Annotated in this window: 13 protein-coding genes and 1 pseudogene; 8 read left to right on the top strand and 6 right to left on the bottom strand. The window is 58.5% G+C overall.

All coding sequences use genetic code 11. The features are described 5' to 3' along the window. The first annotated feature begins 122 nt into the window (after positions 1–122). From acnA to ACIP02_RS22255, 6 genes are all read left to right on the top strand, one after another. Positions 123–2795: an aconitate hydratase AcnA gene (acnA, locus tag ACIP02_RS22280; protein WP_400620662.1), complete on the top strand. Its 2673-nt coding sequence runs from the start codon at positions 123–125 to the stop codon at positions 2793–2795. Between the two features lie 119 nt (positions 2796–2914). After that, positions 2915–3967 carry a lactonase family protein gene (locus ACIP02_RS22275; RefSeq protein ID WP_400620659.1) on the top strand — a complete coding sequence of 351 codons (1053 nt, stop codon included), beginning with the start codon at positions 2915–2917 and terminating at the stop codon, positions 3965–3967. Positions 3968–4030: 63 nt separating this feature from the next. Further along, complete coding sequence (locus tag ACIP02_RS22270) at positions 4031–5347, top strand: MFS transporter (protein ID WP_400620656.1); 1317 nt, start codon at positions 4031–4033, stop codon at positions 5345–5347. 112 nt (positions 5348–5459) lie between these two features. After that, complete coding sequence (locus tag ACIP02_RS22265) at positions 5460–6713, top strand: OprD family porin (RefSeq protein ID WP_400620653.1); 1254 nt, start codon at positions 5460–5462, stop codon at positions 6711–6713. Between the two features lie 97 nt (positions 6714–6810). Beyond that, positions 6811–7539, top strand: coding sequence for a transporter substrate-binding domain-containing protein (locus ACIP02_RS22260; protein WP_400620650.1), 729 nt, complete (start codon positions 6811–6813; stop codon positions 7537–7539). A gap of 71 nt (positions 7540–7610) precedes the next feature. Then, complete coding sequence (locus tag ACIP02_RS22255; protein WP_400620647.1) at positions 7611–9254, top strand: acetolactate synthase large subunit; 1644 nt, start codon at positions 7611–7613, stop codon at positions 9252–9254. 285 nt (positions 9255–9539) lie between these two features. Here ACIP02_RS22255 and ACIP02_RS22250 read toward each other — a convergent pair whose 3' ends face one another. The 6 genes and pseudogenes from ACIP02_RS22250 to ACIP02_RS22225 form a co-directional block, all read right to left on the bottom strand. Beyond that, the gene (locus ACIP02_RS22250) at positions 9540–11291 is read right to left on the bottom strand and encodes a bifunctional 3-(3-hydroxy-phenyl)propionate/3-hydroxycinnamic acid hydroxylase (RefSeq protein WP_400620644.1); all 1752 of its coding nucleotides are present in this window, start codon (positions 11289–11291) and stop codon (positions 9540–9542) included. Continuing rightward, positions 11281–12315 carry a VOC family protein gene (locus ACIP02_RS22245; RefSeq protein ID WP_400620641.1) on the bottom strand — a complete coding sequence of 345 codons (1035 nt, stop codon included), beginning with the start codon at positions 12313–12315 and terminating at the stop codon, positions 11281–11283. The genes ACIP02_RS22250 and ACIP02_RS22245 overlap by 11 nt, the downstream gene beginning before the upstream one ends. A gap of 9 nt (positions 12316–12324) precedes the next feature. Then, positions 12325–12927: an alpha/beta fold hydrolase gene (locus ACIP02_RS22240; RefSeq protein ID WP_400620638.1), complete on the bottom strand. Its 603-nt coding sequence runs from the start codon at positions 12925–12927 to the stop codon at positions 12325–12327. Then, positions 12911–13195: an alpha/beta fold hydrolase gene (locus ACIP02_RS22235; RefSeq protein ID WP_400620635.1), complete on the bottom strand. Its 285-nt coding sequence runs from the start codon at positions 13193–13195 to the stop codon at positions 12911–12913. Before ACIP02_RS22235 ends, ACIP02_RS22240 begins: the two co-directional genes overlap by 17 nt. A gap of 259 nt (positions 13196–13454) precedes the next feature. After that, positions 13455–13871 carry a hypothetical protein gene (locus ACIP02_RS22230; protein WP_400620822.1) on the bottom strand — a complete coding sequence of 139 codons (417 nt, stop codon included), beginning with the start codon at positions 13869–13871 and terminating at the stop codon, positions 13455–13457. A 36-nt stretch (positions 13872–13907) separates the two neighbouring features. Beyond that, a pseudogene (locus tag ACIP02_RS22225) lies at positions 13908–14063 on the bottom strand (TetR/AcrR family transcriptional regulator); the annotation flags it as partial. 190 nt (positions 14064–14253) lie between these two features. Here ACIP02_RS22225 and ACIP02_RS22220 point away from each other — a divergent pair. Then, positions 14254–15327, top strand: coding sequence for an amidohydrolase family protein (locus ACIP02_RS22220; protein WP_400620632.1), 1074 nt, complete (start codon positions 14254–14256; stop codon positions 15325–15327). Between the two features lie 115 nt (positions 15328–15442). Continuing rightward, positions 15443–16738, top strand: coding sequence for an OmpP1/FadL family transporter (locus ACIP02_RS22215; protein ID WP_400620629.1), 1296 nt, complete (start codon positions 15443–15445; stop codon positions 16736–16738). The last annotated feature ends 282 nt before the right edge of the window (positions 16739–17020 follow it).

Below are 17020 nucleotides of genomic sequence, written 5' to 3'. Positions count from 1 at the left end.
AACGCTGCCATGGCGATTTATCAATTTTCAACCTGCGGCGCTGGACCTAGCATTGGTCCATCACCAGTGTCGCTTGCCTGAGCTGACGCTGTCACAACGATAAGACGCAGAGCGATTCGAGCATGACCCAGACTGCCCGCGACCTGATGAGCACCCTTGAGATCGACCGGACGCAATTCGCCTACATCGATCTTAAAAAGCTGCTGAGCACCAGCCAACTGCAGCGCCTGCCTTACTCCATTCGTATTCTCTTGGAGAATGTGGCCCGTTGCTCTCCCGAAGCTCTGGAGTCAGTCCTGGCTAGGGCAATCGGCGATGGCCCGGACTGCGAAGTGCCATTCCAGCCCAACCGCCTCATGTTCCACGACACCACGTGTTTGCCGGCCCTGGCCGACTTTGCGGGCATGCGCGATGTAGTAGCCGAACTCGGCGGTGATCCAAGCGCGATGAACCCGCTGATCCCTGCGGTGCTGACCATTGACCACTCGGTGATCGTCGAAAGCTATGCCGATGCCGATGCGGTCGAGCAGAACCTGGACATCGATTTTCGCCGCAATAGTGAGCGCTATCGTTTCATCAAATGGGCTCAGAAAAGCCTGGACAACTTTGGTGTAATCCCACCAGGTACCGGAATCATCCACCAGATGAACATGGAGGCTCTGGCCAAGGTTGTCTGGGAAAGTCGCACTGATGATGGCCGGCGCTTGCTGCATCCGGACGACATGGTCGCTACCGACAGTCACACACCTATGATCAATGCTATCGGGGTGTTGGGCTGGGGTGTAGGCGGGCTGGAGGGGCAGGCTGCCATGGTCGGTGAGCCGGTACCGATCAGCTTCCCACAGGTCATTGGGATACGAGTGACAAACGCGCTGCGTCCAGGTGTCACTGCAACTGACCTGTCTCTCCATGTTGCCGAGATTCTGCGCAAGCGTTCGGTGGTTGGCAAATTCGTTGAATTCTCCGGCCCAGGCCTCTCTACGCTTGGCTGGGCTGCTCGCGGCACTGTGTCAAACATGGCCCCCGAATATGGCGCAACGGTCGTTTTCTTCCCGTTCGACGATCAGACTCATAGCTACATGCAGCTTAGCGGTCGATCACCAGAACTGTGCCTGCAAGCCGCCACCTACATGCACGCGCAAGACCTGTATCGAAGCAATGAGCTTCCGGAGCCGTCGTTTGACGAGCTCATCGATCTGGATCTGGCCAGTATCGAGCCGAGCGTTGCTGGTCCTTACCAGCCGCATCAGCGGCAAGCATTGTCGAAATCAGGTAGCTCCTTCCGCGATGAGGTTTTGGGTGGTGGTAACCTGATCGCCGGGCCTTCTGTCGAACAATATTTCGAGCCGTCGTTCGGCGAGCCCATCACGCACGGTGCTGTAGTCATCTCCGCGATCACCAGTTGCACAAATACAGCCAATCCAGCACAAATGATCCAGGCTGGCTTGCTGGCTCGCAATGCACGCCGTCTGGGGCTGAATCGTAAACCGTGGGTCAAGACATCCCTGTCCCCAGGCTCGCAAGTTGTTTCTGACTACCTCGCTGAGGCCGGTCTGCTTGAAGACTTTTCAGCACTTGGCTTCGACTTGGCGGGCTTTGGGTGTATGACCTGCATCGGCAACTCCGGCAAGCTTGAAGAGCATGTCGAGGTCTTTGCCGACCAGGGTTTGAAGGGCGTGGTAGTGCTGTCCGGTAACCGCAACTTTGAAGGGCGAGTTAACCCCAAAGTGCCAGCAGGTTATCTTGCCTCTCCAGCCCTATGCGTTGCCTTTGCAATTGCCGGCACCATTGAGGTCGACCTCACAAGTGAACCGCTGGGTCAGGACGGGAAAGGGAATCCGGTGTTCCTGCACGACCTGTTGCCTAGCGACGAGGAAGTTGCAGCGCTGGCCGCTCAGGTAGTCAAACCGGAGTTCTTCCAGCAGCGCTTGGCCACCGTCTGGGATGGCACCCATCATTGGCAAGCACTGTCTGCCGAGGGCAGCGTCCAGTTCCCTTGGGATCCGCGGTCAACCTACCTGCGTCGTCCCCAATATCTGGCCGATATTCAGGCTGAGCCCAAGACCAGCCTGGCAATCAAGGGCGCTCGGCCACTGATGGTCCTTGGCGATAACGTCACCACAGACCACATTTCACCGGCGGGCGCCATTCCAGCCAGTAGCCTCGCTGGACAGTGGCTCTTGGAGCGCGGAGAGGATCCTCAGGATCTCAATCAGTACTCTACCCGACGGAGCAACCACGAAGTCATGCTGCGCGGTGCCTTCACTAATAAAACAGTGAAGAATCAGCTCCTTGGAGAGTCTCAGCCTGGATTAGGTGGCTGGGCGTGGAATGCGGATCACAGCGAGTGCCTGCCGTTGTACGAAGCCGCTCAGACCTATGCCGGCACTCCGATGATCATGTTCGCTGGCATTAACTATGGCGCGGGCTCCAGTCGCGACTGGGCCGCCAAGGCCCAGGCGCTGTTGGGAGTGAAAGCGGTAGTGGCGCGCAGCATCGAACGTATTCACCGCAGCAACCTCATCGGTATGGGAGTGATACCTCTGGTCTTCAAGCAAGGGCAGAGCGTTGCGGATTTGAAACTTGACGGTAGCGAGCACTTCGACTTTGTCGGCCTGGATGAGTTAGTGGTTGGTGAGAATCGAATCGGCCTTGAAGTCGTTCGAGTCGATGGCGCACGCGATCAATTTGAGTTGATTGCTCGATTCGATTCCTTGCAGGAAATTCGCTATCTCACCAACGGTGGGGTGCTGCCCTACGTGATCCGTAAGGTAGTGAAGCGAACCCGCGGATAACCCGCACGGTACTCAAGCCTTGAACTGCGGTGGCAGCGATGCTGCCGCAATGGGTACTGTTGCCTCATCAAAGGCATGTACCCGCTGTCAATTGCATCAGCAATCGGGAGAATGACCCAATGTACGCCTATGTAGGTTCGCGAACGACCCGCGAGCGTAATGCCCGGGGTGACGGTATCACCGTTTACCGGGTAGATCAGGACGCTGGCACTCTGGAGCAGATCCAGGTGCTGGATGATCTGGTCAATCCGTCGTTCCTCACCCTCAATCGGGCAGGTGACCGGCTCTACACCGTACACGGTGATCGCAGCGAAGTCAGTGCCTTCATTGTCGATCGGAACGATGGGACGTTGAGCCTACTCAACACTCAAAGTTGTGAAGGCCGCAACCCCGTTCACCTGGCATTGGATCCTAGTGAGCGTTTCATGGTTGTTTCAAACCACGTCACCGGAACGCTGGCTGTTCTTGACGTGTTAGAAGACGGGCGTATTGGTGAAGTATGTCAACTGGTGCAACTCGAAGGTCCGGTTGGTCCGCATCGTGTCGAGCAACCATTTGCCAAGCCTCACTTCAATCCTTTTGATGCATCTGGCAATTTCGTCCTGGTCCCGGATAAGGGCTTGGACCGGATCTTCAGTTTCCGTTTCGACAACGGCAAATTGTACCCAGCAGAAACCCCATTCGTAGTAACCCGTGAGGGAGCTGGCCCGCGGCATATCGCTCAGCACCCGACCGCACCCTACGCATTTGCCATCAATGAATTGGATTCAACAGTCACCAGCTATCGCCTAGACAGCCAAACTGGTGGCCTTGAACCTCTGCAAGTGCTGTCGACATTACCTTCATCCTACACCGGCAATAGCCGTGCCTCGGAAATCGAAGTCGATCAAAGCGGCAGATTTGTTTATGCGTCCAACCGTGGTTTCGACAGCATCGCGGTGTATGCCTTCAACACCGAAACGGGTGTTTTGAACCTGGTCGAGGTGCAGCCAACTGCTGGAAAAACGCCACGTTTCTTCGCGCTGACTCCCAATCAACGCTTCATCTTCGCCCTCAACGAAGACAGCGACAGCATCGTTGCCCTGTCAATCGATGCGCAGCACGGACGCTTGAGCAAGACGGGCTTTTCGGTTTCGACCGGCAGTCCGGTCTGCATGGTTTTTTCTGCCTGAACCGGCTGTTACAGATAACAATTAGAAAAGGCAGATCAAGGTCCGCCTTTCAGTGAGGTCGTCATGAACAACAACAAGACTGTCGATGAACAGGCCACTGTCCGTAAGGTCACCCTGCGCATCATTCCCTTCATGTTCCTGCTCTACATCGTGTCATACCTGGATCGCGCCAACATCGGCTATGCCGCGTTGGAGATGAACAAGGAGCTGGCCCTGACCAGCGAGGCGTTCGGCTTCATATCCGGAATATTCTTCATCGGCTACTTCCTCTTCGAAGTGCCTAGCAACGTCATGCTCAACAAGTACGGTGCGCGGGTCTGGATTGCCCGGATCCTGGTGACCTGGGGTGCGATTGCCGCCGCTACCGCCTTTGCCCAGACCGCCAACCAGCTGTACGTGCTGAGGTTCTTCCTAGGTGTGGCCGAAGCCGGCTTCTTCCCGGGCGTGATCGTCTACCTGACCTACTGGTTCCGCGCCAAGGAACTGGCAACCACCGTGGCGCTGTTCACCGCCGCGATTCCCGTCAGCTACATCATCGGTGCGCCACTTTCTACCTGGATCATGGACAACATCAAGTGGTTCGACTGGAGCGGCTGGCGCTGGATGCTGTTCCTTGAGGGCGTGCCGGCAGTCTTCCTCGGCATTGCTTGTTTCCTCTTCCTGACCGACAAGCCGGAGCAGGCCAAATGGCTGACCCAGCCGGAAAAGGATTGGCTGCTGGCCGAGCTTGAGCGCGATCGCCAGAGTCGCAAGAACGTCAAGCGTTTGGGCGTGTTGCAAACCATGGTCAACAAGAAGGTGCTGTACCTGGCCTTTATCTACTTCGTCTACCAGTGCGGCAGCCTGGGTGTTGGTTACTGGATGCCGCAGATCATCAAGGGCTTCTCCAGCGACCTGAGTCATACCCAGATCGGCCTGATTGCCATGGTGCCGTACATCGTTGCCACCGCAGCGATGATTATCTGGTCGCGCAGCTCCGACCGGCGCAACGAGCGCAAGATGCACTCGGCCATTCCGCTGGCGGTCGCAGCTCTCGGCCTGATTGGTGCGGGCATGCTGCCAAGTGCGGTGGCCTCGATGGCCATGATCTGCGTAGCGCTGTCCGGCCTGTACAGCTTTAAGTCGCCCTTCTGGGCACTGCCGACGTTGTTCCTCGACCGTGCTACCGCAGCGGTTTCGATTGCCGTGATCAACTCGATCGGCAACCTCGGCGGCTTCGTCGGGCCGTCGATGATCGGTGTGGTCAAGGGCAACAGCCAGAGCGCAGCCACGGGTTTGCTGTTCCTCAGCGCCTTGCTGGTCATCGCCTTCCTGATGACGGCATTGATGCGCGTCACTAACAAAGACCCAGATCAGCCAGTGGCCGCCTCCGCACATTGATCCTGAAAGGGGCCGCAACCTGGCCCCTTGCTGACCCGCTCCGTTTCCTTTGACTGCCCAGTGCTATGCCCCGGGCCGGGCAGTCTCATGCCAACCAGATGGAAATCGCCAGATGCACAACAATAAGAACATCCTGCGTACCTTTGTCACCCTTTCTCCTTGCATGATCGTCGGCGCTGTAAGTGCCGAGGGCTTCGTTGACGACAGCAAGCTCAACCTGCAGATGCAGAACTATTACCTGAATCGTGATTTTCGCGATGGTAGTGCGCAGTCGAAGCGTGAAGAGTGGGCCCAAGGCTTTCTGCTGGATTTTCGCTCCGGCTACACGCCGGGCACCGTCGGCTTCGGCCTCGACGCACTGGGCATGCTCGGCATCAAGCTTGACTCAAGCCCCGATCGCGCCGGCACCGGCCTGTTGCCGGTTCACGATGACGGCCGTGCGGCCGACGAATTCAGCCGATTGGGCCTAACTGCCAAGGTCAAGGTGTCGCAGAGCGAGCTTAAGTACGGCACCTTGATCCCCAAGCTGCCGACCGTGCAGGCCAACACCGGACGCATCCTGCCGCAGACCTTTGAGGGTGGTCTGCTGACCAGTAACGAAATCGACGGCCTGACCTTTACCGGCGCGCGCTTCAACCGCATGACCGACCGCGACTCCACTGATGCGCAGAAGATCACCCTCAACAACAAGAACCGGCGCTTTGCTGGGGCTGTGGAAGGGGATGACTACTGGATCGGTGGTGCCGACTATGCGCTGAGCAAGACACTGACCCTGAGCTACCAGTATGCCGAGCTGCAGGACGTCTACCGACAAAGTTTCTTCGGCGTCAATCACAGCTGGAGCATCGGCCCGGGCAAGCTGAAGAGCGACCTGCGCTACATGCTCAGCGACGATACGGGCACCGCCAAAGGCGGTGCTATCGACAGCGGTGCGTTGAGCGGCATGTTCACTTACAGCCTGGGTGGCCACGCCTTTGGTCTGGGGCTGCAGAAAATGAACGGCGATACGTCGATGCCGTTCCTCAACGGTACTGACCCCTACCTAACCAACTACATCCAGCTCAACGACTTCGCCGAGCCGGGCGAACGCTCTTGGCAGTTGCGTTACGACTACAACTTTGCCTCGGTTGGCATCCCCGGCCTTACCTTCATGACCCGCTACGTCAAAGGCGACCATGCCGATCCTGCCACCAGCAGCGAGGAAGGTCGCGAGTGGGAACGCAACACCGATATCGCCTACGTGTTCCAGTCGGGCGCATTGAAGAACGTGGGCATTCGCTGGCGTAATGCGGCGTATCGCTCCAATTTTGCCCGCGGCACCGATGAAAATCGCTTGATCGTGTCGTACACCTTACCCATCTGGTAAGGCCCATTTGCGGCCGAAGTTGCTATAGCAGGAAAAGCACGGTCCTGTATGAGCCTCTTCAGCCGCAAAGAGGTCCTCACAGACAATGGAGAACCGAATGTCTACCACAATCTCCCAGCAAGTCTTGGCCGAACTGGCCCCTAACGGCGTCCTCACTGCCGCTATCAATTTTGGTAATCCGGTTCTAGCTCAGCGCGGTCCCGACGGCGAGCCCCAGGGCGTATCGGTCGCACTGGCCAAGGCGCTGGCCGAAGAGCTCGGTGTAACCTTGAAGATGCGCACCTTCGATGCCGCCGGCAAAGTTTTCGCCGCGCTGGAGGAGGGGGCCTGGAACCTGGCCTTCTTGGCCATCGAACCGGTCCGCGAAGCGCAAATCTTCTTCAGTGAGCCCTACGTGCTGATCGAGGGTACTTACCTGGTGAAGCAGGATGCGCCGTTCGCCAGCGTCGATCAGTTGGACGCTGCAGGCCTTCGCCTGGCCGTCGGCAAAGGCGCGGCTTACGACCTGTACCTGAGCCGCACACTAGAGCATGCCGAGCTGATTCGAGCCGAAACCTCGGCTGGCGCCGTCGACCTGTTTATCGACCAAGGCCTGGACGCGGCTGCCGGTGTTCGCCAGCCCCTGCAGAAAGTGGCGGACGGTGACGCTCGTTATCGGGTGCTGGATGGCGCCTTCACCGCCATTCGCCAGGCCATGGCGGTGCCCAGGGGCAATGATGCGGCGGCTGCCTATGTGCGTGAGTTCGTCGAACGCAGCCTGCGCAGTGGGTTTGTCCGAGGTGCGTTGCTTGCCACCGGTCAGACCGATGTCAGCGCCCCACGCTGACTGAACCTAATCGCCTGCACAGCGGGCGATGTGATCTCCAATCCGAAGCAAAATCTGAGGTACGAAGCAAAATGGCCAAGGCCGCCGATGTCGTTGTGCAATGCCTGGAAAACGAAGGTGTCGAGTATGTGTTCGGCATTCCGGGTGAGGAAAACCTCGACCTGCTGGAATCCCTGCGCAAGTCGAAGATCAAGCTGGTACTCACCCGCCACGAGCAGTCCGCGGGCTTCATGGCGGCCACCTATGGCCGCCTGACCGGCAAGACCGGCGTCAGCCTGTCGACCCTCGGCCCTGGCGCGACCAACCTGGTGACCGCCAGTGCTTACGCCTACCTGGGCGGCATGCCGATGATGATGATCACCGGCCAGAAACCGATCAAGAAGTCCAAGCAGGGCCGCTTTCAGATCATCGACGTGTGCGGCATGATGGACCCCATCACCAAGTACACCCACCAGTTCGCCTCGGCCGACAACATCCCGGCGCGTATGCGCGAAGCGTTCCGCCTGGCTGAAGAAGAAAAGCCGGGCGCCGTGCACCTGGAGCTGCCGGAAGACATCGCCGCCGAGCAGACCGATGCCCTGCCGGTCCCGCGCAGCCTGCACCGCCGCCCGCTGGCCGAGCACAAGTCGATTGAAGCCGCCGTTGAAAAGCTGCAGAACGCACGCAGCCCGATCCTGGTGATCGGTGCCGGCGCCAACCGCAAGATGACTGCCAAAGTCCTCCAGCAACTGATCGACAAGACCGGGATCCCGTTCATCACCACCCAGATGGGTAAAGGTGTGGTCGACGAGCGCCACCCACGCTTCCTCGGCAACGCTGCGCTGTCGTCCGGTGACTTCGTTCACCGCGCTGTAGAAGCCGCCGACCTGATCATCAACATCGGCCACGATGTGATCGAGAAGCCGCCATTCTTCATGGTCCGTGGCGGCACCGAAGTGATCCACATCAGCTTCCGCTCCGCCGAAGTCGATGCCGTGTACTTCCCGCAGGTCGAAGTGATCGGCGACATCGCCAACGCCGTCTGGCAGATCAGCGAAGCGCTGAACGATACCGCGCACTGGGACTTCACCCGCCTCATGGCCATCCGTGAAGCGAACGAAGCCCAGATCGCCGAAGGCGCCAACGACAACCGCTTCCCGGTCTACCCGCAACGGCTGGTCGCCGACATCCGTCGTGCACTGCCATCCGAAGGCATCGCGGCCCTGGACAACGGCATCTACAAGATCTGGTTCGCCCGTAACTACAAGGCGCACAAGCCCAACACCGTGCTGCTGGACAACGCCCTGGCGACGATGGGTGCTGGCCTGCCATCGGCGATGGCTGCGCACCTGGTGTACCCGGACCGCCCGGTGATCTCGGTGTGCGGTGATGGTGGCTTCATGATGAACAGCCAGGAACTGGAAACCGCAGTCCGTCTGAACATGCACGTCACCGTAGTGATACTGCGTGACGACGGCTACGGCATGATCCGCTGGAAGCAGGCCAACATGGGCTTCACCGATTTCGGTCTGGACTACGGCAACCCGGACTTCGTCAAATACGCCGAAGCCTACGGTGCCAACGGCCACCGCGTGGAAAGCGCCGAAGGCCTGCTGCCGCTGCTGGAACACTGCATCAAGACCCCGGGCGTGCACGTGATCGACTGCCCAGTCGACTACAGCGAGAACGATCGGATCTTGAACATGGATCTCCGGGAGCGAAGCGCGACGGTGTAAGTGCTGATTCGTCATTCCTACTCGCTGCTAACAAGTATGAGGAGGATGCGAGCTGCTCGCTTCCTCCAATATCACCCTGTCTAAGCATCCAGTAGAGTCAATGCCTTTTCAGATCTGGCCTTCACGCTACGCTCTTCAGCTATGTATCTGGCCATAGGGCTCGCAGTTCTGCACACAGTTTCTGGTGCGCCTTTCGCGGCGACTAGCAGTCTCGACCGGTTCGCGTTGCTTGCGTGCAGAGGCCAATGCTAACGCTGCGCCTTGCAGATGCTTTATGGAAAACTCTCATGCGCTTTCCCTCAGGAGCGGGTGCAGGGGAGTGGTGATGTATTCCCGAGGGCTCGACTGCAGCTGGAACTTGAGCTCGTTTATCGCCCGATCCAAGTCGGTGGCCTCGACCATGGCGAAGGTGAACTTGTCCGGGCGCACCACTGCGACCGCTCCGCTTGAAAAACCCGAGCGCCTGAACCAAGCGACCATCTCGCCTTGCACGTCCTCGATCTCGAGTAGTTCACTGGTATTGGTGCGTTTGATATCGGCGCCCTGTGGGCGAGTGCCGAACGGGAATAGGGTGGCGAAGCGCGTATCCTGGATCTCAAGCAGCTGCCGGGAGGTCTGACTCAAGTGTGCGCGTGGATCGATCTCAAGACCGATCAAGGCGAAACCTTCGCCCAGTAGATCATCGAGCAATACTCGCTGGCCTTTGAAGGTGCGGACTTCGGGTTGCGGGATCATCCGACCTTCAGGTGAGTGCCGACTTCGCCGCGGCATGCCCAGATAGCTGTCCGGGGCATAGGACGGGGCTGGTTTGAATCGGCCCTCACGCACGTAACGCCCTAGAAATGGCGTTGCCAGGACGGTCTTGACCAGCAGGTTGCGTACGATGCTGGAAACCGGGCTGGACATCGAAACGAAATCTTTCATTTGTACCGAGATGTCGATCATCGCCTTGGCATGATGGAAGCGTTCGGTGCCGTACGTGTCGAGCAGGCGATCACCTGCCAGACCCTTGATCACGGCGTCGATCTTCCAAGCCAGGTTGTAGGCATCGCGTACCCCGGAGCTCATGCCTTGGCCCATGAACTGTGGAGTCATGTGCGCCGCATCGCCAGCAATCAACACCCGGCCCTTGCGCCAATCCTTCGCCACCAAAGCGTTGAAGGTGTAGACCAGCTTGCGCTTGACTTCGAATTTGTCCGGATCGACGTAACGACTGATGAGGTTGCGCACCACCGTCGGATCTTCCATCTGCTCGCGGGTTTGGCCGGGCATCAGCATGAATTCGAACCGATGGAAACGTCCCGGCTGCGGGCAGCAGACGGTCGGGCAATCCGGGTCGCAGATGAAGCTGAAGTAGGGCAAGTGACGCAGGGCATCCTCGCCTTCTTTCATCTCCAGGTCGACTACCAGCCACGGTTCAGGGAAGTTTTTTCCGCTCATGGCAATGCCCAAGGCTTCGCGAACGGTACTGCGGCCACCGTCCGCACCCACCAGATACCGCCCGCGAACAGTCTGCGGGTCGGGATCGATTTCGGATTCAGTGCGCTCATCGCTCGCCTCGCTGAAGCGGAAGGTGCTGGTGGCCTGATGGGTCACGGTAACGCCATGCTCATCCTGTTCGAACCGGGTGAGTTCACGCCCACGTGCAATTCGCACATTGGGATAACGACTGAGTAGGTCGCAGAGGGTGGTTTCCATCCAGGGCTGGTATAGAAAGTTGATGATCGGCCAGCCATAAGGGCGATCGAGGCGCCAGTATTGACCCAGAATCTTGCCGCTGGCGAGCACCCACTGCGCCGGCGTATCGACCTGCATATTGACCGCCAGTTCGGCGGCAATACCGGCAGCTTGCATGACGCGCATGCACTCGTCATCGGTGTAGACCGCCCGGGCATTGCCGTAGAACGTCGGTTCGCGCTCCAGTACCAGCACCGATAGGCCGCGTTTGCCCAGCAGATGCGCCAGCGTTGCTCCAGTCGGCCCCAGGCCAGAAATGATCACATCGACGGTTGGTACCGAATCGTTATTATTGTTCATGAGGATGCCTCTCCAAGAGCGGTGAATACTCAGGTTTGAGCAACGAGCGCATGCCGCGGATGAAGTTGCCCAGATTGTTGATTAGCGTGTGCCAGGTACCGCTTTTCTGCGGGCGATGGCCCCAGAGGCTGATGCCCTGATATGACGTCGTGCGCCACTGTGCTTCCTCGACCACCATGGCGTTGCAACCCAGTTCCAGCTCGAATCCGCTAGGGCTCATGACGTAGAAGGATTGCTCACGGTCATTCGGGTGTTCACCGATTTCATGTGCCATTTCAAAGCCGAGTTTTCGGCAGCGCAAATAGGCGTCGGTCAGTTCGCCGGCCGACGTGGTCAACAGGTTCATGTGCTGCACGCGGGTGCGTATCGGATCCATTGGCAGGCCACGCAGACGCGCGATAGCGATAGAGTGGTGACGCTCGTTGACCCTGAGAAAATCGATATCCAGCGTCAGTCCAGCAATGCGCTCGACGATATGGTCGCTGATTCGGGCATCGAATATTTCCTCCCAGAATCGTTGCATCTGTTGTGGCTTGCGTGAGGTGATCGCCAGATGGCCCATTCCGGCCGCACCGGTAATGAAGCCAGCACTGAGCATGTTCAGTGGTTTGTCTGTCAGTAGCGGCTCCCAGAACAGTTCGACGGCCATGCGTTTGGGGCCAAGCACCCGCCAGAATTTTTTCACCCCGCGATGTGCGGCTTCATCAGGTTGTCCGGGATGCGCCTCAATACCCAGGCGCTGCAAGCGATTGAGGACTTCGTCGAGGGTCGCCTGGTCACGCAATTGCCAGCCCACGGCCAGAAAGTCTTCCTGCCGGCCACGCTGGACAATGATGCGCCGTTGGTGCTGATCCATGCGAAAGGCCAGGGTCTGTTCGTCAAAGAAGGCCAAATGCAGGCCAATGCCATGCTGGAGTAACTCACGCCATTGATCGAGGTGGCAGGATTCGATCAGCGCGTAGCCCATGCTGCTGGCACCAAAAATGTCCGGCGTTGTACGGGTGGTCATCACTTGAGTGTTCATGGCAGCGGCTCAGCGTGCAGAACGGCTGATGAGGAAAGCCAGGGTCACGGCATTGAACTCGTCCGCGCGTTCCCATTGCACCCAGTGCCCGGTTCTGCCGAACAGGTAGAGATTGCAATCGGGCATGCGGCTGCGTAGGGCCTCGCCGCCGCTGGGACGGTTGACCTTGTCCTCCGTGCCCCAAAGCACCAAGGTCGGAACCTGGCAATGCTTGAGACGTGAGTCGCGAGTGAAGTCCCAGCGCGAAAAACGAGGGATTCCAATGGGGCGGCGCAGGGGTGGTGCGGCAATGACTTGCGGATCGATGCTGGCCTCGTAACGTTCCTGGATCATCTCGTCGCTGACCTGGCTGCCGTCGTACACCAAGTATTCGCGGATGAATCGGGTGATTTTGGCCAGTGTCGGACCCTCGCCGTTGTAGTAGTCGAGCAGCAGTTTGAGACCGGGCGTCGGCAGGCTGCGAGTGGTGTTGACGCCGCCGGGCCCCATCAGCACCAGTGCCGATATCCGGCCAGGTGCATCCAGGGCCATGCGCAGGGCGCAGGCACCACCCAATGAGTTGCCCACCACATGGGCGTTACTGATGTCGAGGGCATCAAGCAGGCCAAGCATCGCCCCCCGCCAGATCGCCAAACGGGTCTTTGCGATCCACGCCTTTGGTGGATCGACCATAACCGGGCATGTCGACGACGATGACCCGAAACTGCACGGCCAGTGATTCGATATTGCGCGAGTAGTTGGAGAGGCCGGACGCTCCCGCGCCGCCACCGTGAAGCATCAACAACGGATGCCCGATCCCCGTTTCGCTGATGAATATCTGTCGTCGACCCACTTGCACCGTTCGTGAGGTCAAGGCGGGGAGAGGTTCTTTATTGTTCATTGTCAGCTCCTGGCGTGAGTCAATTCGACCCGGGCAGCGGGTTGGTACCTTGAAAAGACTCTAACACTCAAGTTCATTATTGAACAATAGTGTTCAATTGCGTTTTTTGAGCGGCCGATGAGAAGCCCGGTCTGTCAGGGATGTCGCCGATCAAAAGCAGGGAGGGCAATCTGGGACTGGTGGGATGTTCAGGTGGGAAAGCAGGACGCGCAAGCCCTGCCCGCGGCGTGAAGGCGGGCAAAGTCTTGCTAGAAAAACATCAGATCGCGAGTGTCGGGAGATCCTGGGTTGCAACGCTTCGCGCTTCATCGGCCGGCACGCCGAGCGCTCTCAGCACGAATTCGGCCATGTCTGAGCCCGCCTCGCGCCAGGTCTTTTGCCCCTGAAGTACAAGCATCGTCGCACCCAGGACGCCTCCACCGATCAGCGCCATCACCGAAGGCAATTGCTCCTGCCGAAAGCTGTACTGCTGATTTGTCAGGCCGCTTAGCACATCGTGCATGGGCGGACCGCTCCACATCTGCTGTAGCGTCTCGTTACTGGCCCCGTATCGTACGATGAAGCCACCCCAGTGCGGTTCTTCATGGGCGCGGCGGATATACAGGCGGATACCGGTTGCCAGGCGAACGGCAGGTGTCGCTTCGGGATCCGCGCTTCGAGCGGCCCTGTCATTCATTTCGGCACTGAGCTGGCTGGCGACATCCTCGAACAGCGATTCCACCGAGTTGAGGTTGTTGTAGATCGTGCCGCGGGCCACGCCAGCAATCTGGGCCAGTTCGCTGACATTGACCTCTTCGACACGCTTTTCGACAAACAGCCGGATCGCTGCCTCATGGATGCGCTTCTGCACGGGAGTGAGTTTCAAAGGAATGAGCTCCGACGAAAATTTCTGTGCATTGAACAATCGCGTTCAAAATATAGCAAATCTGGGTTCGTCGACGATTGACAGAATTGAACATTAGTGTTCAATATTGAGCTCTAGAGTTAATTTGTTCTGCCCGCCACATCGAGCGCAGGAACCGCAACTGCTCGGTTGAAGCCCAACCAAGAGAGTCAGCATGTCAGTCAAGCAAGGCCGTATCGACGTCCACCATCACATCATTCCGCCCGCATTCGTCGAAGCCATGAATGCCAGAGGATTACACCAGGTTGCCGGAGCGCCGTTGCCAGACTGGACACCGGAGAAGTCCATCGAATTGATGGATGCCAACGGGATCGAGCGGGCAATCACTTCACTCTCGGCACCAGGCGTTCACTTCGGCGAAGGCGTCCAGCAGGCCAGCGAACTGGCGCGGCGCTGCAATGATTTCGCCGCGCAAATGCGCACGCGATACCCCAATCGCTTCGGTAATTTCGCGGTGTTGCCGATGCCATTTACTGATGCAGCATGCCGTGAGGCCGTGCATGCGCTTGACCTGTTGAAGGCCGAGGGCATTGTTTTGCTGGGCAGTACGGATGGGGTATTTCTTGGCGATCAGCGGTTCGACGAATTGATGGCCGAGCTGGATCGTCGCAAAACCGTGGTGCTGATCCACCCCAACATGCACCAGACCAGCGAAAGCATCGGTCTCCAGACACCGGGTTTTCTCATCGAGTTTCTCTGCGATACCACCCGCGCAGCCGTCAACCTGATCCTCAGCGGAACAATGGAGCGCTATCCCGGCATCCGCTGGATTCTCGCCCACTCCGGCGGCTTCCTGCCGTTCGTGGCTTGGCGTGTGTCGTTGGCCAACATGCTTCCAGAGTTCCAGCAGCAGGTGCCGCAAGGCGTGATGACCTATATCCGCCGCTTCTACTACGACACGGCTTTGTCGCCTTCACCTTATTCCATGGCGGTGCTCAAGGAACTGGTGGAACCGTCGCACATTCTTTTCGGTAGTGACTATCCCTTCGCCCCTGCAGCCGCCACGGCATTGCAATGCCGCACGCTGGAGAACCTGGACATGTGGTCGCCGACGATCATGTACGGCATCAACCGAGGCCATGCGCTGAGTCTGTTCCCGCAGTACCGCCAGCCAAATGAAGTCGTGACGCCCGCGCCGATCTATCAGGGCGAATCCTTTTCGCAACGGTTACGACGCAGCATGGGGCGACCGATCGGTGCGCTGGCCGAGCGGATGCGCAAGCGCTGAGTCAGCGGGCCACCTTCCATTGCCGATTCCGCTGCTGACCATTGAATCCGAAGATTCACCCGCGGTGCCCCGGGGTTTTTCTCCCCGGTACTCAAATAATAACAAGAGCCAGGTCATGAAAATAAAGAATCAGCTTTACGTGCTGGGGCTATGCTTCACCTCCACTCAACTGCTGGCCAACGGCCTGCAAATCAACGAACAGAGCATTGGTTCAGCCGGCAAGGCCTATTCCGGTCGAGCCTCTGACGTTCAGGATGCGTCCATCGTTTATGGCAACCCGGCAGGGATGTCGCGCCTGGCGGGTCAGCACATCAGTGGCGGTGTCAGTTTCATCGATGTGAGTTCGCGCATCAGCAAGGTCGAAAGCAGCGTGTCAGGCACTTCGCAAGGCGATATGGTGCCCAATCCCATTGTGGTGCCATCGGGTTTCTACACCCTGCAACTCAACGATGACTGGCACGTGGGCTTCGGAGCCTATGCACCTTTTGGCGGCAGCACGGATTATGAGAGCAGCTTCCAAGGACGCTACCGCAGCTCGCAGACTCAAGTGAAGGTCATCACACTGCAGCCGACAGTCAGTTACCGGATCAATGATCGGCTGTCCGTGGGGTTCGGACCTACGATCAACCACATCGACGGGCTACTCGAAAGCAAGATCGCAAACAACGCGGTGGGCGGGCGGGGTGACGGTACGGTCAAAGTCACCGGCAACGACACTGCCCTGGGGTTCAACCTGGGCATCCTGTTCGATCCGTTCGATGACCTGACCCTTGGGCTGACTTATCACTCCAAGGTGGACTTCAACTTGAAGGGCAAGACCAAGGTATCCGGCGCCAACGGGCTGCTGTCACCGATTCCGGCGCTGGGGCTGCCGGGCCTCAACGGCAAATATGATGCGAGCCTGGAATTCACCACGCCGGAATCCATCGATGCCTCGGCAACCTGGCGGATCAACGATCGCCTGGATATTTCCGCCGGCGCGCTGTGGAGTCGCTGGAGCCAAGTGCAGGAGCTGCGGGTGCTGAACTCCGGTGTACCACGGGCCTACGGCGACTTTGGCACTATCGTCGAAACGCTGAAGTGGCGGGATACCTGGTCGTTCTCCACGGGCATAGCCTATCGCCTGAACAAAGCATGGAAGGTTCGTGCAGGCATCGCCTATGAGCCGACCCCTATGCCGAATCAATACAGCTCCACCCGCGCGCCGACCGGGGACCGCAAGATCTTCACTATGGGCCTGAACTGGCAGATGACCGATCAGACCTCTCTGGATCTGGGATACGGCTACATCCACGAAGACCCGGTAAAGGTATCCCAGGCCACGTCACAGGGTGGTCTGCGTCCGGGTTACAGCGCCACCTACCAGAGTACGGTCAACGGCCTGGGGCTCCAGCTGAACTACAGCTTCTGATCAGTCTCGCTGCACGACAAGGTTGCGCTGGACAAATAGATCGACAGTACCGGCCGCGCTGCGGTTTCGCGCCTCAACCCTCTCGCGTGGTTTGAGGTGCCGCTCGCAGCTAGCCTGAGTTTTGACAATATTTTTCAATTAAAACAAAGATGTGCATTAAGTGCACAAGTGAGTGGTTTTTCATTGTCGAGCTGGCAGCGCCATTCCTATACTCGCCGCAACAACTACAAATGCCCTGACAAGGGGGAACACCATGCGCCATGCCTGCCTGTCGTCCTTACC

It is taken from the genome of Pseudomonas sp. NPDC089408, assembly GCF_044749445.1.
Classification (GTDB): Bacteria; Pseudomonadota; Gammaproteobacteria; order Pseudomonadales; family Pseudomonadaceae; genus Aquipseudomonas.
Note: the sequence above shows the minus strand (reverse complement) of the source record. Positions and strands in the feature narration are given on the sequence as shown.